Annotated in this window: 18 protein-coding genes; 7 read left to right on the top strand and 11 right to left on the bottom strand. The window is 34.9% G+C overall.

Annotation, left to right across the window (positions count from 1 at the left end):
- The first annotated feature begins 372 nt into the window (after positions 1–372).
- Both yqfZ and ispG read left to right on the top strand, forming a co-directional pair.
- Positions 373–699 (top strand): protein YqfZ, encoded by a 327-nt coding sequence (gene yqfZ, locus TX86_RS02450; RefSeq protein ID WP_042345916.1) that lies wholly within the window; start codon positions 373–375, stop codon positions 697–699.
- Between the two features lie 155 nt (positions 700–854).
- Complete coding sequence (gene ispG, locus TX86_RS02445; protein ID WP_042345915.1) at positions 855–1,964, top strand: flavodoxin-dependent (E)-4-hydroxy-3-methylbut-2-enyl-diphosphate synthase; 1,110 nt, start codon at positions 855–857, stop codon at positions 1,962–1,964.
- A gap of 90 nt (positions 1,965–2,054) precedes the next feature.
- Here the strand turns inward: ispG and TX86_RS02440 are convergent, their stop codons facing one another.
- The gene (locus tag TX86_RS02440; protein ID WP_042345914.1) at positions 2,055–2,375 is read right to left on the bottom strand and encodes a hypothetical protein; all 321 of its coding nucleotides are present in this window, start codon (positions 2,373–2,375) and stop codon (positions 2,055–2,057) included.
- 269 nt (positions 2,376–2,644) lie between these two features.
- Here TX86_RS02440 and TX86_RS02435 point away from each other — a divergent pair, with 269 nt between their 5' ends.
- On the top strand, positions 2,645–3,214 hold the full coding sequence (locus TX86_RS02435; RefSeq protein WP_042345911.1) for a 5' nucleotidase, NT5C type: 570 nt from the start codon (positions 2,645–2,647) through the stop codon (positions 3,212–3,214).
- Between the two features lie 191 nt (positions 3,215–3,405).
- Positions 3,406–5,121 (top strand): ABC transporter ATP-binding protein, encoded by a 1,716-nt coding sequence (locus TX86_RS02430; RefSeq protein ID WP_042345909.1) that lies wholly within the window; start codon positions 3,406–3,408, stop codon positions 5,119–5,121.
- A 56-nt stretch (positions 5,122–5,177) separates the two neighbouring features.
- Here TX86_RS02430 and TX86_RS02425 read toward each other — a convergent pair whose 3' ends face one another.
- Genes TX86_RS02425 through TX86_RS02415 form a run of 3 tightly spaced genes read right to left on the bottom strand, consistent with a single transcriptional unit; the run spans position 5,178 to position 7,230 of the window.
- Positions 5,178–5,588, bottom strand: a complete 411-nt coding sequence (locus TX86_RS02425) for a Fur family transcriptional regulator (protein WP_042350076.1) — start codon at positions 5,586–5,588, stop codon at positions 5,178–5,180.
- Positions 5,589–5,611: 23 nt separating this feature from the next.
- Positions 5,612–6,454 (bottom strand): metal ABC transporter permease, encoded by an 843-nt coding sequence (locus tag TX86_RS02420; protein ID WP_042345907.1) that lies wholly within the window; start codon positions 6,452–6,454, stop codon positions 5,612–5,614.
- Positions 6,455–6,486: 32 nt separating this feature from the next.
- A complete protein-coding gene (locus TX86_RS02415; protein WP_042345905.1) occupies positions 6,487–7,230 on the bottom strand; it encodes a metal ABC transporter ATP-binding protein in 744 nt (247 codons plus the stop codon).
- 150 nt (positions 7,231–7,380) lie between these two features.
- On the opposite strand from TX86_RS02415, the gene TX86_RS02410 reads away from it, so the two are divergent.
- Positions 7,381–7,638, top strand: a complete 258-nt coding sequence (locus TX86_RS02410) for a DUF2624 family protein (RefSeq protein WP_042345904.1) — start codon at positions 7,381–7,383, stop codon at positions 7,636–7,638.
- A 39-nt stretch (positions 7,639–7,677) separates the two neighbouring features.
- Here TX86_RS02410 and TX86_RS02405 read toward each other — a convergent pair whose 3' ends face one another.
- From TX86_RS02405 to TX86_RS02385, 5 genes are all read right to left on the bottom strand, one after another.
- Positions 7,678–8,517: an SDR family oxidoreductase gene (locus tag TX86_RS02405; RefSeq protein WP_042345902.1), complete on the bottom strand. Its 840-nt coding sequence runs from the start codon at positions 8,515–8,517 to the stop codon at positions 7,678–7,680.
- A gap of 396 nt (positions 8,518–8,913) precedes the next feature.
- Positions 8,914–10,551, bottom strand: coding sequence for a hydroxylamine reductase (gene hcp / locus TX86_RS02400; protein WP_042345900.1), 1,638 nt, complete (start codon positions 10,549–10,551; stop codon positions 8,914–8,916).
- 105 nt (positions 10,552–10,656) lie between these two features.
- Positions 10,657–11,322 (bottom strand): Crp/Fnr family transcriptional regulator, encoded by a 666-nt coding sequence (locus tag TX86_RS02395; RefSeq protein WP_230203555.1) that lies wholly within the window; start codon positions 11,320–11,322, stop codon positions 10,657–10,659.
- Positions 11,323–11,448: 126 nt separating this feature from the next.
- A complete protein-coding gene (locus tag TX86_RS02390) occupies positions 11,449–12,339 on the bottom strand; it encodes a deoxyribonuclease IV (protein ID WP_042345898.1) in 891 nt (296 codons plus the stop codon).
- A gap of 18 nt (positions 12,340–12,357) precedes the next feature.
- On the bottom strand, positions 12,358–13,680 hold the full coding sequence (locus TX86_RS02385) for a DEAD/DEAH box helicase (protein ID WP_042345896.1): 1,323 nt from the start codon (positions 13,678–13,680) through the stop codon (positions 12,358–12,360).
- 223 nt (positions 13,681–13,903) lie between these two features.
- Between TX86_RS02385 and vrrA the strand changes: the two genes are divergently transcribed.
- Both vrrA and TX86_RS02375 read left to right on the top strand, forming a co-directional pair.
- Entirely contained in the window at positions 13,904–14,788 is an 885-nt protein-coding gene (gene vrrA, locus TX86_RS25610) for a VrrA/YqfQ family protein (protein ID WP_052343511.1), read from the top strand.
- Positions 14,789–15,230: 442 nt separating this feature from the next.
- Complete coding sequence (locus tag TX86_RS02375; RefSeq protein ID WP_042345894.1) at positions 15,231–16,184, top strand: 4-hydroxy-3-methylbut-2-enyl diphosphate reductase; 954 nt, start codon at positions 15,231–15,233, stop codon at positions 16,182–16,184.
- Positions 16,185–16,266: 82 nt separating this feature from the next.
- On the opposite strand, the gene TX86_RS02370 is transcribed toward TX86_RS02375, so the two are convergent.
- Positions 16,267–17,712 carry a flippase gene (locus tag TX86_RS02370; protein WP_042345892.1) on the bottom strand — a complete coding sequence of 482 codons (1,446 nt, stop codon included), beginning with the start codon at positions 17,710–17,712 and terminating at the stop codon, positions 16,267–16,269.
- 141 nt (positions 17,713–17,853) lie between these two features.
- Complete coding sequence (gene galE, locus TX86_RS02365; RefSeq protein WP_042345891.1) at positions 17,854–18,846, bottom strand: UDP-glucose 4-epimerase GalE; 993 nt, start codon at positions 18,844–18,846, stop codon at positions 17,854–17,856.
- Positions 18,847–19,069: the final 223 nt, after the last annotated feature.

Below are 19,069 nucleotides of genomic sequence, written 5' to 3'. Positions count from 1 at the left end.
AAAAAAGAGCCACTTCCCGTTCAATTCGCTGCTCCATTAAATTTAACATGGCTGTTTTCGATTGTTGCCACGATAAAAAACCGATACTTCCTGCAGTTAAAATAAGTAGTAAAGTTGTCAGGAGAATAATCCGAGTGAGCAAACTCCACTCCCTCTCTTTCCTGACACCTTCACCCTTCTTTTCTACCGCGACTTTCATCCCATCCCCCTCTTTCTACAACTAATTATCTTGTTTGAATGTAAAGAGAGAATTAACGTATTATGAATTTTATGTAATTTATTGATTTTTTTAAAATCTGCCCAAAAATGGGCATATCTTTTTTACTGAAACATATATATGAATAAACACTGTTCAAGTAGGAGGAGGACATAGTGAAAAAAATCTTATTTCTACTAGTAATCGCTCTTGTCTGTTATGCGATTTACTTCGACATAACAAAAGGAACATTGCCAGCTTTCACTGCTCCTCAAAATCCAATAGAAACAAAGGGAAACGAAAGTGCACTACCTTATAAAGTAATTGCTGTTCAAGCTGGCGATACAGTATTAAGTATATTAGAACGTGAAGAAGGACATCTTTCAAAGCCTATCGAAACCATTATGAAGGATTTCGAAGAACTGAATAACGGAGTGTCTCCACTTGAAATCCAAATTGGAAAAACATATAAATTCCCAACATATATGAAACCTTCACAATAGTGAAGACGTCATTTCATAGATACCAGAAAACGGAACAAATACTCAATTGGTTGTCAAAATCTCATAATGATTGATACAATAAGGAAGATATTTACCGTAGACTAGATTAACAAACACTAACATCTATATAGGTAGTATTAAAGGAGAGAAATCACGTGAGTGAAATTATACATCGTTCAAAAACTCGCCCTGTCAAAGTTGGTAATTTGACTATTGGCGGTAGTAATGAATTATTTATTCAAAGTATGACTACTACTAAAACACATGATGTGGAAGCAACTGTAGCCGAAATAAAGCGCCTAGAAGAAGCTGGATGTCAAATCGTACGTGTTGCTTGTCCAGACGAGAGAGCTGCTAATGCCATTGCGGACATCAAAAGACAAATTAATATTCCACTAGTAGTTGATATTCATTTCGACTATAAGTTAGCATTAAAAGCCATTGAAGGTGGCGCAGACAAAATCCGTATCAACCCAGGAAATATTGGTCGTCGTGAAAAAGTCGAAGCTGTCGTTAATGCCGCTAAAGCGAAAGGTATTCCAATTCGAATCGGTGTAAACGCTGGCTCTCTTGAGAAGAAAATTTTAGAGAAATACGGTTATCCAACAGCTGATGGAATGGTAGAAAGTGCATTACATCATATTAAAATCCTCGAAGACTTAGATTTTCATGATATTATCGTATCCATGAAAGCATCGGATGTAAACTTAGCGATTGAAGCATATGAGAAAGCGGCTAAAGCTTTTGATTATCCACTACACTTAGGTATTACAGAATCAGGAACTTTATTTGCTGGAACTGTTAAAAGTGCGGCTGGTCTAGGAGCTATTCTTCATAAAGGTATTGGAAACACATTGCGTATTTCATTAAGTGCTGATCCTGTGGAAGAAGTTAAAGTTGCAAGAGAGCTATTAAAATCATTTGGATTATCTTCAAATGCAGCGACGCTTATTTCTTGTCCAACATGTGGTCGTATTGAAATTGACTTAATTAGTATCGCCAATGAAGTAGAAGAATACATTAGTAAAATTAAAGCTCCAATTAAAGTTGCTGTTCTAGGTTGTGCTGTAAACGGACCTGGTGAAGCACGTGAAGCTGATATCGGAATTGCAGGTGCTAGAGGAGAAGGTTTATTATTCCGTAAAGGGAAAATTATCCGTAAAGTTCCTGAAGAGATCATGGTAGAAGAGCTGAAAAAAGAAATCGATGCTATTGCTGAAGAATATTTTGCAAAAAAGGCAGAAGAAGAAAACAATAAACAATAGTTACTATATAAAACAACAAAGGGCAGACATCATTGTCTGCCTCTTGTAATTCTATTTATAATAGGAACTTATCACAATAATGTGTATACTTTAAAAAATAGGGACTATGAACAAACTAATAATCAGTGATAATGCTCCAATCGCTATTGCCCATGCACCAAAGGTGATTTCACCTTTTCTTTGAGAAATAAAACCTAGAACTATAGCAATAATTCCAAGTACATAAGGGTAGAAGAAAAGGGATATGACAGCCAAAATTAAACCCGTATATCCAAGAATTCTAGCAGTAAGCTTACTTTTCTTGACTTCAGGATATACTTTTTCTTCTAAAAATGTATGATGTGGTGCTACTTCAGCAGCTGTTTCTTCATGGTATTTTTCATTGTGATCTTTGATTTCACGATTTTCCATGATAAACTCCCTCACTTTCTTCTAAAGTGTAACCTTTAGTATTTTCTACATAACAGAAAATATTCACCTATGTAAACGACATACATATAAACCTTATAATACTTATATAGACTAAAAACAGAATTCAAAAACCTCTTTTTCATTTTGTTCATAAAAAAACTCAAATGATAAATCGAAAACGAATCAATAGTGTTAACTTCTTAATTAAGCTATAATTTCAAAGAGGTTATTCAATTTAATTCAGTAATTCTAATAAAGCAGGTGTTAACATGACAAAGATTCGATTTGGAATTGATATTGATGGCACTATTACAAAACCAGATGCATTCCTTCCATATTTAAATAAAGATTTCGATATAAATTTAACAATTAATGATATTACAGAATATGACCTAACACCATTTGTGAACGTGGAACCACCAGTACTGGCGCAATGGTTCACAAAAAACGAAGCAATGATTTATGAAAAATCTCCTCTATACGAAGGCGCAAAGGAAGTAGTCAATAGATGGGCTCATTTGGGCGATTTATATTTCATAAGTGCACGTAATACTCACTTAATGAATGTAACGGAAACTTGGTTTCATAGAAACGAAATCGCTTATCATCACATTGAATTAATTGGCTCACATGATAAGATTGCATCCGTAAAAAAACATCATATTAATATATTCTTTGAAGATAAACATGATAATGCTGTAGAGATTAGTGAAGAATGTGATATTCCTGTTATTCTTTTTAATACAGCATATAACCAAGGCAGTATCCCTCAAAATGTTATTCGCGTAAATAATTGGCGTGAAGCAGAAAATTGGGTAAACAGACGATTTAAATTATAGAAAATTATTGAAAAGGAGGCGTTCTGAAAGTGATTTCCAGTCACTTTCAGGATGCCTCCTTTTGCTTTTTAGATGCTTCGGTCGTGTTTACATTCGTTTAAATTTGATAAAAAACACTCAATTGATAATAATTATCAATTATGATATATTACTTGAATCATATATTTTATAGAGAAGAAGGTGACACATGGATGATTAAACGATTTTATTCATATTATAAGCCCTATAAACGACTTTTTATTATTGATTTTGGCTGCGCAGTGTTTGCTGGCATTTTAGAGTTAGCATTTCCGTTAGCAGTACAATGGTTTATTGATTCATTATTACCCGGGGAAGATTGGCCAACGATTGTTACTGTCAGCTTTGGTTTACTATTGCTCTATATTATAAGCACCGCTCTGCAATTCGTTGTAAACTATTGGGGTCATAAACTCGGCATTAATATCGAAACAGATATGAGGCAGGAACTATTTCAACACGTTCAAAAGCAATCATTTAGATTCTTTGACAATTCAAAAACCGGACATTTAATGAGCCGTATAACAAACGACTTAATGGATATTGGGGAACTTGCGCATCATGGGCCAGAGGATTTGTTTATTGCTATCATGACTTTCTTTGGAGCGTTCTTCATCATGCTAACGATTAATGCAAAATTAGCACTTATAACTGTATGTTTAATACCGTTCCTACTACTTATTATGATCTTCGGTAATTTAAAAATGAACAAGGCATGGAAACGAATGTATGGTGAAATAGCTGAGGTAAACGGACGCGTAGAAGATAGTATTTCTGGAGTACGCGTCGTTCAATCTTTTACAAATGAAGAATTTGAGATTAAGAGATTTACAAAGAACAATAAACTATTCCGCAAAGCTAAGCTAGGCGGCTATAAAGTGATGTCTTTCAGTTTAGCAGGCATTTACATTATGACACGTCTAATGACATTGATTGTTCTAATTGTCGGTGCATGGTTGGTGTATGATGGGCAATTGAAATATGGAGAAATGGTTGGTTTTCTATTATACGTAAATGTTTTATTTAAACCTGTTGAAAAGATTACAGCACTTATGGAATTATATCCAAAGGGTATGGCCGGATTTAAACGTTTCACAGAATTAATTGACGTAAATCCTGACATTGAAAATAGGAAAGACGCAGTAGATGTTTCTACTTTGCATGGAGATATTCGCTTTGACAACGTGAGTTTTGGATATGAAGACAACAAGCCAACACTAACAGATATAAGCTTGTCTATAAACGCTGGTGAAACGGTTGCCTTTGTTGGACCTTCAGGAGCAGGAAAAACAACTATTTGTTCATTAATCCCTCGCTTTTATGATGTAACAAAAGGGAAGATTATTATAGATGGCTTAGATATACGTGATATGACAAAAGAATCACTGCGTTCGCAAATTGGCATTGTCCAACAAGATGTGTTTCTTTTTACTGGTACATTAAAAGAAAACATTGCTTACGGAAAGCTGGATGCATCAGATGAAGAAATCTATGCTGCTGCTAAACGAGCACATCTAGAATCCTTTATCGCTGGGCTACCTGATGGCTATGAAACACAGATTGGAGAACGCGGCTTAAAATTATCTGGCGGACAAAAGCAACGTATAGCTATTGCTCGTATGTTCCTAAAGAATCCACCTATTCTCATCCTTGATGAAGCAACTTCTGCATTAGATACTGAAACAGAAATGATTATTCAGCAATCATTAAATGAATTAGCTGAGAACCGTACAACATTAATCATCGCTCATCGACTAGCTACTATTCGAGATGCTGACCGCATTATTGTCGTCACAGAAGAAGGAATAGCTGAGCAGGGAAAACATGATGAATTGATTGCTAACGGTGGAATCTTTGCCAACCTTCATCAAGTGCAATATCAGAGATAAACATAAAACTCAATGCTATTAAAAAAAAGCGTCATCCCCTATTGGATGGCGCTTTTTTAGTGACATTCTGGACAACGACCATAAATCTCAAATTTATGCCCAGAAATATCATATTCTTTTAAATCCTCAGATAGATTTTGCATCGGACAAGTAGCAATTTCTTTCGTTGATCCACAATCTAAACAAATAAAATGATGATGATGATGATTATGGCTACAAGTGAATCGAAAATGCTTTTCACCTGACAACTCAGTCAATTCCAGTATACCTAAATCTACAAACAAAGATAGATTACGATAGATGGTATCGAAGCTTAAGCTTGGATAATTAACTTTCATATTTTCTAGTACTTCTTTAGCTGTTAGATACTTGTTATTATTAGAAAAAAGCTGCAGCATTTCTTCTCTTTTTCCCGTGAATTTATATCCTTTATCCTTCAATAGTAACAATGCTTCATCGACGTTCATGACGATCAACTCCATTACAAGTATTATCCCCTGCGGACCTTTATCTTCTTATATCCGATAGCTGCTAATAATATGATAATAGCTATCATAACAATCGTTCCACCTGGTGCAAGATCTAAATAATAAGATAAAACAAGACCACTGACAACGGAAATTTCCCCAAAAATAATCGAATAAGCAATCATTTGTTTAAAGCCATTTGCTAACCTCATACTCGCTGCAACAGGTAATGTCATCAATGACGATACTAGCATGATACCGACGATTCTCATTGATGAAGCAATAACTAGCGCTACAAGAATGATAAATATAAAATGAATAATATGAGCTGGAATTCCAGATGCCTTTGCGTGATCTTCATCAAACGAAAGTAGGAAAAATTCTTTATATAATAGTGTAATGATTGCAATTACAATAACAGCTACACCGATTATGGTCCATAAATCCGTTCGTGAAACTGCACTTACACTACCAAATAAATAACTGAATAAATCCGTATTAAAACCGTCTGCTAACGAAATAAAAATAACACTAATACCGATTCCACTTGAAAGAATAATTGGTATTGCTAATTCTTGATAATGTTTATATACACCACGTAGACGCTCAATAAATAATGAACCAATGACAGAGAAAGTCATCCCCATATAAAGCGGATTAATACTTCCCACTCCAGAAAGAAATTTCTTCTCAATAAATAAACTAAAAGCAATACCTGCTAGCGTAACATGGCTTAATGCATCCGCTATTAACGATTGCCTTCGTACAACAACAAACACTCCTAATAATGGTGCAATAACACCTATTATAAGACCTGTAAAAAATGCATTTTGCAAAAATTCGTACTGCAATAAACCCGAAATCATCGGAAACCTCCCGATCACATTAGTATAAGTTTTTATTTTTTTGTTGCTACATTTCCATGAAAGCAAGATAGCTCAACATCGCTCAATTGCTTATATTCATGAGAATTCCCGTGAAAATGTAAATATTTATTCAAGCATGCAACATGTGTGATTTTTTCACTTACTGCCTCTATGTCATGCGTAACTAGCATTAACGTAATACCTAGATTTTGATTTAAATCCTCAAGCATTTTATAAAACTGTTTTACATTGGCAGCATCCACACCAACTGTAGGTTCATCTAATATAAGAAGTTCAGGATCACTTACTAATGCACGGGCAATAAAAACACGCTGTTGCTGTCCACCTGATAACTCTCCAATATTTCGATTAGCAAAGTCCGTCATTCCTACTGACTCTATAGCTTTCCAAACTTTGTCACGGTGGTGTTTCTTTGCAAAGTGGAAAAGACCAATTTTCTTCGTTAGCCCACTTAACACCACTTCAAAAACGGTAGCTGGAAATCCACTATTAAATGAATTTGCTTTTTGAGAAACATAACCAATCTTATCCCATTCTTTAAAGCTTTGTATTGGTTTCCCAAATAACTCAATGGAACCGCTTTGGATTTTTAATAATCCTAGAAGTAGCTTTAACAATGTCGATTTTCCAGAACCATTCGGCCCAACAATTGCAATAAAAGCACCTTTTGGTACTGTCAAACTAATATTCTCAAGAACGAGATTTTTCTCATAACGATAGGAAATATCCTTAATATTAATAATTGTATCTTTCATTTAACTCACCCATTTTAAGAATCATTACGATTTACATTTTGTAGTATAACCTTTTTAATAACGAAAGTAAAGAAAGTGCTTGTACTTCTTCTCTATTTCAGTTCATTCTCTACTCCTTCTCTCATATGTTAAACAAAAAGGAGGGATGTTGTGAGGTTTTTAGAAAGTATTATTAATATGAAAATAAATAATATCCGAAGAGATGAACTAATGAGTTTGGCCCAACAGCACGGAGTTGTATTAACACTTACTGAAGCAGACCGCATTACTGAAGTGCTTCGAGGAAAAAACTATAATTTATTCAACGGAGAACAAAGAAGACATATTGTAAGCAAAATTGCTGCGATTATTGGCAATGATCGAGCTATGCAAATTGAACAAATATTTTTGAGCTTTACTGGAAGATAAATATTTTTATAAAGAGGCGACTTCAAAATAGTCTCCTCTTTATTCATGAATTTTACCTCCAAGCTTTGAATAAACCACTTTCTCAATAATAAACCACGGTACAATCCGTTTAATCAATGATAATGTACGAGCTCCTTTTCCGACAGGATAACGAAATTTAGGCTCAGTACATTCGCATATGCGGACAATTAATCGAGCCACTTCCATAGGATCAGCACTATTATCCTTTGATGCGTGTGCGGCTTTATAAATATTCTTCTGAAAATCCGAAGCATCTTCACTAAGTTTGATTTGCTCAAGACTCTTTTCCCAAATGTTTGTCTTATATGATGCTGGCTGAACTAGTGAGACCCAAATATTTTCATGACGACATTCTAAGCGAAGGCTCTCACTTAAACCTTCAATTGCAAATTTGGAAGATGTATAAGGAGACATACCAGGATAACCAAGAATACCGCTTACAGAACTAATATTTACAACCTTTCCTCCTCCATTTAGACGCAGAAAAGGTAACATTGTTCTAGTAACCCGAATCATTCCAAATACATTTGCATCGAATTGTTCCAACCATTGTTGCTCTGTTAATTCTGTAAAAAAACCGCCTTGGCAATAGCCAGCATTATTAATGATCACATCTAACTTGCTATACTTCTTCTCTATGTATTGATACACACTTTCTATTTCTTGTTGATTAATTACATCCATTTGTATACAATCAATCATCATTTGTAATTGCTTTTCTTGTGCTGCATTCATTAGTGCTTCTTTATTATCGAGTTTTCTCATTGTTGCAATTACATGATACCCTTCATCCGCTAATCGCAATGTTGTAAGTAAACCAAAACCACTATTACTCCCTGTTACTAAAGCCACTTTCATAACCTTTTCCCTACTTCCCTAATAAAGCACTCCTTATTTCTCTTCTCTGTCCATCCTATCTTAATTTCTCAATTGTTTTCAACTTCTTTTAAATAACGGTCACACTCAAATAGTTTTCACTTCAATTTTATGGGATTTTGATGTATTGGGTTACTTTTAGATACATTTTCCTTGTCTCATCATTATTTAGTGTTTCCCGCTTTAAATGTAGCTCAAGTTATTGCCTTTACTGCTTGGATGTCATTTGCTTATGCTTTATTCATTCTTATTCCGCTCTCTTTTTATCACAGACAAAAAAATGTGTTAGTAAAAACTCATAACCTAAATAAGCAATCTTTTTCTCTACTAAGCTGAGAAAAAGATTGCTTATCGTTTTTTATCTTTCAATATGCCAAATTAAGCGAAAAACACCTGCATATCTTCTTCAACTGAGCCAATGCCAGCAATGTCGAAATTCTCGACCAACACGTTGGCTACATTTGGCGACAGAAAAGCCGGCAGAGTTGGACCTAGATGAATTCCCTTTACCCCTAGATGAAGCAAAGCAAGTAAAACAATAACTGCTTTTTGCTCATACCAAGCAATATTATAAATGATTGGCAAATCATTTATATCTTCAAGCCCAAATGCTTCTTTCAGTTTTAATGCGATAACTGCTAATGAGTAAGAGTCATTGCATTGTCCTGCATCTAGTACTCTAGGAATTCCATTAATATCACCTAAATTTAGTTTATTATACTTATATTTAGCACAACCAGCCGTCAATATTACAGTGTCTTTAGGTAATTCTTTAGCAAATTCCGTATAATAATTTCTTGATTTAGCACGCCCATCACAACCAGCCATAACCACGAACTTCTTGATTGCCCCAGATGTAACAGCATCTATAATTTGATCTTTTAAAGCCAACACCTGTGCATGAGCAAAACCACCAACGATTTCACCTGTTTCTAGTTCTGTAGGTGGCGCACATTTCTTCGCATGTTCGATGATTACTGAGAAATCTTTATCTCCATCAACAGCATCTGGAATATGTGTACAACCAGGGAATCCAACAGCTCCTGTGGTATAGATACGGTCTTTATAGCTATTCCGTGGTTTTACAATACAGTTCGTAGTCATTAGAATTGGTCCATTAAAGGCTTCAAATTCTTCTTTTTGCTTCCACCATGCGTTTCCATAGTTTCCAACAAAATGAGAATATTTCTTGAAGGCTGGATAATAATGTGCTGGAAGCATTTCTGAATGAGTATATACATCCACACCCGTTCCTTCTGTTTGTTTTAATAACATTTCAAGATCATGAAGATCATGACCAGAAATTAAAATTCCTGGATTTTTGCCAACTCCAATGTTTACAGTTGTGATTTCAGGATTCCCAAATGTTGTCGTATTGGCACTATCTAACATAGCCATACCTTCAACTCCATACTTACCCGCTTCAAGGATAATTGCGATTAAGTCCTCAACAGCTTTGTGATCATCCAGAGTAATCGCTAATGCACGCTGTAAAAATGTATCAATTTCATTATTATTCTTCCCTAAGACATTAGCATGCTTGGAATAAGCAGACAGTCCTTTAAGTCCATAAGTTAGTAATTCCCTTAAGCTACGAATGTCTTCATCAACAGTGGAAAGAACACCAATCTGCTTTGATTTATTTCTCATTTTCACTAAATCCGTTTCATTCCAAAGAGCCGCTTCTGGTAGATCGACAGTTTCATCTAGTTTCGCTAGACAACTTTCTTTCTCCTTTAGTGTCATAATAATTTGATTAACTATCGCTTCTTCATCAAAATTAGCATTGGTAATTGTAATAAACAGGTTTAAAGTAATCATTTCATTAATATCTTGTGAAACTTCTTTATTTTCCGCGCGTAGTTGTGTAGTAACATGAGCAAGCCCTTTTGTAACCCAAATCAATAAATCTTGCATTTGTGCTACCTCTGGAGTTTTGCCGCACACACCTATTTGTGTACATCCGATATTAGCCGTAGTTTCCTGACATTGATAGCAAAACATTTTAGTTTCCATAAAACACGCCCCTCTTCTATCACTTTGTTCTTTTATACGTAAATATAGAATAAGGGAAAAAAAGCACCTTGTATGTTGCAGTCGCAACATACAAGGTGCTTTTTTTCAAATAGATGTTAACAAACGAAAAGTATTTTTATCGTAGTCTAATAATCCTTCTGCTTTCATGTTCGATAACTCACGAGTTAGAGCACTTCGATTTACACATAAATAATCCGCCAGTTCTAGCCTACCCATCGGTAAAACAAAATAAGAGCTGCCGCTTACCAACGCTTGTTGAGTTAAATACGTTAATATTTTCTCTCTTAACGTTTTTTTTGAAATGATCTCTAATTTATTCATAAGTTGTATAGTCTTTTGAGACATTAACATTGTCATATTTTCAATGAACTTTTGATGAAATTGACATGCCATAGAGCAGGAGCACATAACTCGTTTAAGCGGTAAAAACAATATGGTACAATCAGTTGCAGCATAATAGGAAACAGTTGCAGCAAAACTACTGTTTGAGATAAACATTTCTCCAAAGACTTCTTTATCTCGCATAATCGTAAAAAGTACCTTATTACCCTTTACATCTTCTTTCAGCATATGGACTGTTCCTTTCACAATTACTCCCATGCAGCTTAAAGATTCTCCAGATAAAGAAATATAATCTCCTTTAAGATAAGAAACGGAATGTGCTCCTTTACAATGTAACATATGTTCTAATTCTGACTGTTGAACTTTATGAAACAATGGAGTTTCTAATAAAAAATTATATTCATTCATTATCATCACCAATTCTATTATATCAACATTCCCGATACAAATATGCTTCATCTAAAATAATCATTTTTACTAAATTAGACCTTTGTTAAATGAAAAGACGCGTGAATTCCACGCGTCTTTTTATTATTAAGCCATTATATCATTCAGTACTTTCTCATTAAATGTACCTTTTCGCAACATTTCAATCTCAAATTTATAAGGTGCTTTTTTATTCTTCTTGTCTTCCCCTACATAAGGTGTCTCAAGAATTTTTGGCACATCCATAAGTTGAGGATGATGAACAATTTTGTTGATTGCATCAAAACCGATATGACCAAAACCAATATTTTCGTGACGGTCTTTACCAGCACCACGTACATTTTTACTATCATTTATATGCAGTACTTTCAAACGATCAATCCCAATGATTTTATCAAACTCATTTAATACACCATCAAAATCTTCAACAATATTATACCCTGCATCATGCGTGTGACATGTATCAAAGCATACTGACAAACGATCATTATGTGTTACACCATCGATAATCATTGCTAGCTCTTCAAAACTACGACCACATTCCGTTCCTTTACCAGCCATTGTTTCTAAAGCTATTTGCACCTTTTCATTACCAGTTAACACTTCATTTAATCCTTCGATAATTTTCTTAATACCCTCTTCTGCTCCAGCACCAACATGAGCACCTGGGTGAAGAACAATCTGAGATGCTCCGATTGCCTCTGTACGCTGTATTTCAGAAGTTAAGAAATCTACACCTAATTGGAAGGTCTCAGGTTTAAGAGAATTACCAATGTTAATAATGTATGGCGCATGCACCACAATATCACCAATGCCATGCTCTTGCATATGTTTACGTCCCGCTTCGATATTTAAATCTTCGATAGGTTTACGACGCGTATTTTGCGGTGCACCTGTATAAATCATAAAAGTGTTTGATCCATAGGAAACAGCTTCTTCACTTGCCGCTAATAACATTTTTTTACCGCTCATTGACACATGCGATCCAATTTTCAGCATTTCTCTTCCCCCTCTGACTTATTTTTTCTTTCTTGATCGTGCTTCAATACGTCTTTGGCGCTTCTTATGAGCTTCTAATTCATATTGCTTCTTCTTCTTGTAGCCCGGTTTTACCTTTTTCTTTTGTGCAACAATTGCTTTACCTTTTACATCAAGTTCTTCTTTTTGCTTTTTACGGTTTTTTCGCTTGTTGCGGTCATCTGATTCAATCCACTCACCATTTACGAAATCTTTATTTATAAAGCTTACACCCATTTTCTCAAGCTTGTTAAGTGCATCTTCATCCGTTAATTCGTATAGAGTTGCAGCGATTCCACTGTAACCAGCTCTTCCCGTACGTCCTGTTCTATGAATATAAAAATCTAAGTCCGCTGGGATTTCATAGTTGATTACATGACTTACGCCTTCAATATCGATTCCACGAGCAGCTAAATCTGTAGCTACAACGTATTGGAATTCAAGGTCGTTAATTTGCTTCATCATTTTACGACGTTCACGTGGAGTTAAGTTACCATGTAAGCGACCTACGCGCAGACCTTTCTTCGTTAAATCATCTGCTACAACGTCCGCCATTTGTTTTGTATTTGTGAATATAATAGCTAAATATGGATTGTAAGACGTTACAACATCATAAAGAACTTTTGTTTTATTACGATGGCGTAATGGAATTAACACATGTTCAATTTTTTGAGCTGTAATATGCTTTGGATCGACTTGAACATAACGTGGATTTTCCATATACTTTTGTAAAAATGGTTTTAATTTCTCAGGAATTGTTGCTGAGAAGACAAGCATTTGTAATTTCTCAGACATACGCGCTGCAATGAAATCAACTTCTTGAATGAATCCCATATCAAGCATTAAGTCCGCTTCATCGACTACTAAAGTTGATGCTGTATATACTTGTAATGCTTTCGCATCCATTAAATCTTTAATACGTGCTGGTGTTCCAATAATAACATGTGGCTGTTGCTTTAACTTATCAATAGAACGTTGCTTATCTGTTCCACCTACATAGCAACGAATATTTACAGGGCTTTCTTCTGGAAAACATTCTGCGATCTTTACTGCTTCTTGATAAATTTGCTTCGCTAGCTCACGAGTCGGTGCTGTAATAATAGCTTGTACTTCTTCACGTTCTGGCTGTAATAACTGCATAATTGGTAATAAATACGCATGTGTTTTACCAGTACCTGTCTGCGATTGACCAATAATGCTCGTACCTTTTAAAGTAGCTGAAATCACTCGTTCCTGAATATCAGTTGGCTTCTTAAAACCTCTTTTTTCAATGGCTTCAAGAATATATGGATGAAAGGAAAATCTTTCGAATTGATTTGACATATATAAACTCCTTAAATAATCTACATTTTTCAACAATAACTGCTTGTATTATCTTAACCTCTTTACTTGATTAACTCAACAATTCCAATCACATTATGAAAATTCTTTTAATTCAACCTATGGTTTCATTCCCATTTTCTCCAAATTTGCATAACTTAATAAGGAAGATTACTGTAATTTATTCATTTTCACACAAATTAAATGCTGAGGAGAGAAATAAATCATGAATACTATGTTTCAGAATAATAGAGGCAATGGCTTCCCTAGAAACTCTCCCCCATTCCAAAATAATACGCCAAATCATATGCCACCAACACAAAATAGGATGTTGCCTAACGCTGGACCTAGACCTAATATGCCCATGAATATGGCACCATTTCCTCCACCTAGCAATCAAGGGAGATTTCAAAATCAAATGGGTCCGCCACAAAGAGGACCTATGCGCCAACAACAAAATTTTTCTCAAATGCCAATTGATCAGCAACCTTACCCAAACAGTCAACAAAAAGGGGGGGTATTATCAAAAATTTTCAAAAAAAAAGAAAGGAATTCTATGCTACCTCCCCCACCACCACCAGCACCGAATGGAATAGGATCGCCTTTTGCCTTACCAAGCAATCAATCACGAAACGCTGCTGTTTTAGCTAGTCAACCTGCTAGCACAGCATCTAGAGCAGCAGCAAGTACTGTAGCGAGTACCGCAGCAAGTGGTGGAGGCATACTGAAAACAATGTTAGATCCAAGTAATCTCACAAATATGTTGAACAACACACAAAAAGTCTTACAAACTGCTGAATCTTTCACCCCTCTTGTTCAGCAATATGGTCCTCTAGTAAAAAACATACCCGCTATGTGGAAATTGTTTAGAGGGCTTAAAGATACAGATACTACAACAGCAGAAACAACTCAAACAACAGTAGCACCAGTAAATAATCCACCAGTTCAACAAGTCATCGATACAAAAATAATCGAAAATAAGCAGGTTCCAGTTCAAGAAACCGTACACATTAAACCACATGTACAACCAAGAAAAACATCTCCTTCTCGAACAACTGAAACACGAAGATTTCGAGATGGAGAATCAAAGCCAAAATTATTTATGAAATGATAAGAAAAGCGCAAGCGCCCTGCTTAGCTCCGTATATGCCGGAGCCCTCAAACCGAGATAAAGAAAACACGAAGAGACGCTAGGTGATTCGATGTTGACTTATCGTAGGGTGGATGGCGAAGCATACTAGGAGCTGGGCGCTGAAGCTGGACAATAAGAAAAACCGTCACCGGTCTTTTTTGATTAATGAATATACTTCCTGTTTTACTTCCAATCGAAAAAGAGCTACACGGCAGAAATAAGACGATTCGTTCTTGAAAACCCGCTCTTGGTTTTCAAAACGAATTGGCTTATTTCCGAGCGTGGCAGGTGTAAGGTTAGACATCACACAAAAAAATATACTTACCTCCTTCATGTAGGCATTAACTTCTTTGTAAAGTTTTTAATCGTTCTATATAATAGGCTATAGTGCACTATGTGCTTTTTATGAAGGAGGTTCATTATGAAAGTAATCAAAATTTCTCCACGTGGCTACTGCTATGGAGTTGTAGATGCTATGGTTATTGCGCGAAATGCTGCTTTAGATAAATCATTACCACGACCAATTTATATACTTGGAATGTTAGTTCATAACGCTCACGTAACAGATGCCTTTGAAGAAGATGGTATCATTACGCTAGATGGAAAAAATCGTACAGAGATTATCAATCAAGTTGAAAAAGGAACGGTTATTTTCACTGCTCATGGTGTTTCACCTGAGGTACGAAAAATCGCGGAGGAACGAGGACTTGTAACAATTGATGCAACATGCCCTGATGTTACGGTAACTCATGATTTAATCCGCGAGAAAAAAGCGGAAGGCTATCACATTATTTATATAGGAAAGAAAGGGCATCCTGAGCCAGAAGGTGCAGTGGGAGTTGCTCCTGATGTTGTCCATCTAGTAGAAAATCTACAAGATGTAGAAAACTTGAATTTAGGTGATTCTAAAATCATCGTAACGAACCAAACAACAATGAGTCAATGGGACGTTCAAGTGCTTATGGAGAGAATTCAAAAAATCTATCCGCAAACAGAGGTTCATAAAGAAATCTGCAATGCTACTCAAACGAGACAAGAAGCTGTTGCTGAGCAAGCAGGTGAAGCGGACTTACTTATTGTTGTTGGTGATCCACGAAGTAATAATAGCAATCGCTTAGCACAAGTTTCTGAAGAGATTGCAGGCACAAAAGCTTATCGTGTGGCTGATGTGAGTGAGATTAATCCTGAATGGCTGATGGATGTTGAGACGGTGGCAGTGACTGCTGGTGCTTCTACACCGACACCGATTACTCGAGAAGTTATTCTATTCTTAGAGCAATTTGATCGTAATGATTCTTCTACTTGGAAAGGTGAAAAGAAAGTTCCCTTGAGTAAGATTTTGCCTAAGGTGAAGAAGAATGTAGAGACGAAGTAACAAGTTTCATCGAAAATAAAGTCCAAAGATGCTTACATCTTTGGACTTTATTTAATTATCATATATTTCTTTTCTTGTCATCTTATGTTTGTTTATAACCATCTATTAGTCGTTTTAACTCATTTAAAAGTAACCCTTCTCTCTTAATCGATTCTATGATAAGGATTAGTGATAAATAAGTTAGCGCTCCTGCTACAATTTGAAGGATAGTAGTACTAATTTTTACTCCGAAAAAGCTGCCTATTATTCTAACTACCAAAAACATTACTGTGCCTGCCCATCCATAATGGAATACCTTAAAAAATATTTTCTTAAATTCAATTTGCTCCCTAATTGCAATTAATTGAACAATCATAACAAAAAACTCAGCAAATAATGTTCCAATTGAGGCACCTATCGCTCCATACCGATTAATAAATAATAGATTGAGGATAAAATTCACAATCGCCCCTCCATATACGGATAAGGTATATGGTTTCATTCTACCTACAGCTAACATATACTGGGTGCCAAAAACGCCGCTCCATGCCATAAAAAATATAGTAGGACTTATGATTAATAGAACAGTAATGGATTTTTTAAATTCCTCCCCTAAATACCATGGTATAAACTCACTTGAAATACCCATCAGTCCCAACATTATTGGTATAGCTATAAAACTAGAGAAATCTAATGATTTAAACATATACTTTCTAACTTCTTCAATCTTTCCATTACTAAAAATATATGCCATTTTAGGTAGCATGATTGTTCCTAAAGAAGTTATAAACGCCAAACTAACCTTCAAAATCTTATCGGCATAATCAAATATCCCTACTTCACTTTCAGTCGAGAATATACCTATCATCGTTTTGTTTAAAACAAAATATATTTGAATAGCTATCTGTGGAACAAAGTAAGTGATAATTGGTTTAAAGTGTACCAATATATCCATTATTTTTATTGGTATTAATCTTATATAATTCTTCATTCCAAACCAAAGAACCATTTGACCAATGAATGTAGTCCCAGTCATTATCACAGTATAGATAGGTAAGTCATTAGATGTTTTTACAAGAAGAAACAGTAAGAACAAACTTAAAAACCTAACAATCGTGTTTCTAATGACAATTTGTTTAAACTTTTCCAATCCACTAAAGAACCATGTACAATCTACTAAGGACGATAATAAAGCGATTCCTTGAATATACATAATTGTTTTATGAGTAAACGACCCATAGTATGTAAATAATAGATATAGAATTATACAAAGAGCTGTCATAGTTAATTGCAATGCATATAAGCTAAGAAATGTTTGACTTAATTTTTCTTTATGATCTCTTACTGTCGCAATTATTCTACTTCCATAAGTAGCAATACCTAACATACCAAACAGTATAAAATATTGAACAAGGGAATCTGTAAAAGCATAAGTTCCTACACCGTTAGCACCTAACACTCTAGAAACATACGGCACTGTAATTAAGGGGAATGCAATATTTAATAATTGATAAAATAATGTATAGATATAATTTTTCTTTACACTCAATTTAAAGTCCCCAATCTAAATCTAATCCTTCAACAAATAGTATTAGAATTATTTAATCCAAACAAAATAAGCCTGTTACTAACCAACAGACTTAACATTTTTATTGATTTAAACAATAATTATTAGATTAAAATTTCTGTATTATTTATTGCTATATCCATTTGGATGAGCTTTATGCCAATTCCACGCAGTCTCAATAATCTCTTGAATGTTTGTATATTGAGGATTCCAACCTAAAACTGCTTTAGCTTTTTCACTAGATGCAATTAATCTACTTGGATCCCCTACTCTTCTTCCGCCTTGAACTACATGTATAGATAATCCCGTTACTTTCTTTGCAGTATCAATAAGTTCTTTCACAGAATAGCCATTTCCACTACCTAAATTTAAAATAATACTTTGGTTACCTTTCATCAAATATTCCAAAGCTAAAATATGCGCTTCCACCAAATCAACCACATGAATATAATCACGAATACAAGTGCCATCTTCTGTGTCATAATCATCACCAAAAATAGTCATATTTTCTCTTAACCCTAATGCTGTTTGTAATATTAAAGGAATTATATGAGTTTCAATTTGATGATTTTCCCCTATTTCACCATCTAAGCTAGCACCAGCAACGTTAAAATAACGAAGTGAAACATAACGAATTCCGTATGCTTCATCCGCCCATTTCATCATTTTTTCCATCATTAATTTTGATTCGCCATATGGATTAGTTGGATTTGTCGGGGTCTCTTCCATAATCGGTATATATTTGGGCTCACCATAAGTAGCTGCAGTAGATGAAAATACAATTTTGTCTACCTTTTTTTCCTTCATTACATCTAACAAAACCATCATTCCGTATGTATTATTATGAAAATATTTAAGAGGATTAGACACAGATTCACCAACTAGTGAATGAGCTGCAAAATGTATAACACCTTCAATATTCTCTTTTTCAAACACATCGCTTAGAAAATCACAATCTCGTATATCTCCTTTGTAAAATGGCGTATCGTCCGGAATAGATTCTATATGACCTGTTTCGAGATTATCGACAACTACTACTTCATCTCCTCTTTCTAAAAGACCTTTCACAGCATGAGAACCAATGTAACCCGCTCCTCCAGTTACTAGAATTTTCATTCTCCCTCTCCTCTACATATCATTCTTTAATACACTATTTTTCATTCCAAAGTTCACCTCTTAAATATCAAAAACAATATATTTACAACCTATAACTCAAAACTATCATACAATTATCCATTGACCTATATTTTTCTTCATAAAAAAAGTGCCTCTATTTGAGACAGACAATCATTTAATTAACCCTCAATCTAAAATGGGAAATTATATTTAAATATACTAA

Origin of the sequence: Bacillus massiliigorillae, from assembly GCF_000380245.2 — a bacterium.
GTDB lineage: Bacteria > Bacillota > Bacilli > Bacillales > DSM-1321 > Bacillus_AD > Bacillus_AD massiliigorillae.
This window is presented reverse-complemented; position numbering and strand designations above follow the sequence as displayed.

Bases quoted from the DNA above. Each gene is read 5' to 3' on its own strand.
- TX86_RS02440 (WP_042345914.1), bottom strand. From the start codon at position 2,375: ATGGAAAATCGTGAAATCAAAGATCACAATGAAAAATACCATGAAGAA.
- TX86_RS02375 (WP_042345894.1), top strand. From the start codon at position 15,231: ATGAAAGTAATCAAAATTTCTCCACGTGGCTACTGCTATGGAGTTGTA.
- TX86_RS02390 (WP_042345898.1), bottom strand. From the start codon at position 12,339: ATGCTGAAAATTGGATCGCATGTGTCAATGAGCGGTAAAAAAATGTTA.
- TX86_RS02435 (WP_042345911.1), top strand. From the start codon at position 2,645: ATGACAAAGATTCGATTTGGAATTGATATTGATGGCACTATTACAAAA.
- TX86_RS02385 (WP_042345896.1), bottom strand. From the start codon at position 13,680: ATGTCAAATCAATTCGAAAGATTTTCCTTTCATCCATATATTCTTGAA.
- galE (WP_042345891.1), bottom strand. From the start codon at position 18,846: ATGAAAATTCTAGTAACTGGAGGAGCGGGTTACATTGGTTCTCATGCT.
- TX86_RS02420 (WP_042345907.1), bottom strand. From the start codon at position 6,454: ATGATTTCGGGTTTATTGCAGTACGAATTTTTGCAAAATGCATTTTTT.
- hcp (WP_042345900.1), bottom strand. From the start codon at position 10,551: ATGGAAACTAAAATGTTTTGCTATCAATGTCAGGAAACTACGGCTAAT.
- TX86_RS02415 (WP_042345905.1), bottom strand. From the start codon at position 7,230: ATGAAAGATACAATTATTAATATTAAGGATATTTCCTATCGTTATGAG.
- TX86_RS02405 (WP_042345902.1), bottom strand. From the start codon at position 8,517: ATGAAAGTGGCTTTAGTAACAGGGAGTAATAGTGGTTTTGGTTTACTT.
- TX86_RS02425 (WP_042350076.1), bottom strand. From the start codon at position 5,588: ATGAACGTCGATGAAGCATTGTTACTATTGAAGGATAAAGGATATAAA.
- vrrA (WP_052343511.1), top strand. From the start codon at position 13,904: ATGAATACTATGTTTCAGAATAATAGAGGCAATGGCTTCCCTAGAAAC.
- TX86_RS02395 (WP_230203555.1), bottom strand. From the start codon at position 11,322: ATGAATGAATATAATTTTTTATTAGAAACTCCATTGTTTCATAAAGTT.
- TX86_RS02430 (WP_042345909.1), top strand. From the start codon at position 3,406: ATGATTAAACGATTTTATTCATATTATAAGCCCTATAAACGACTTTTT.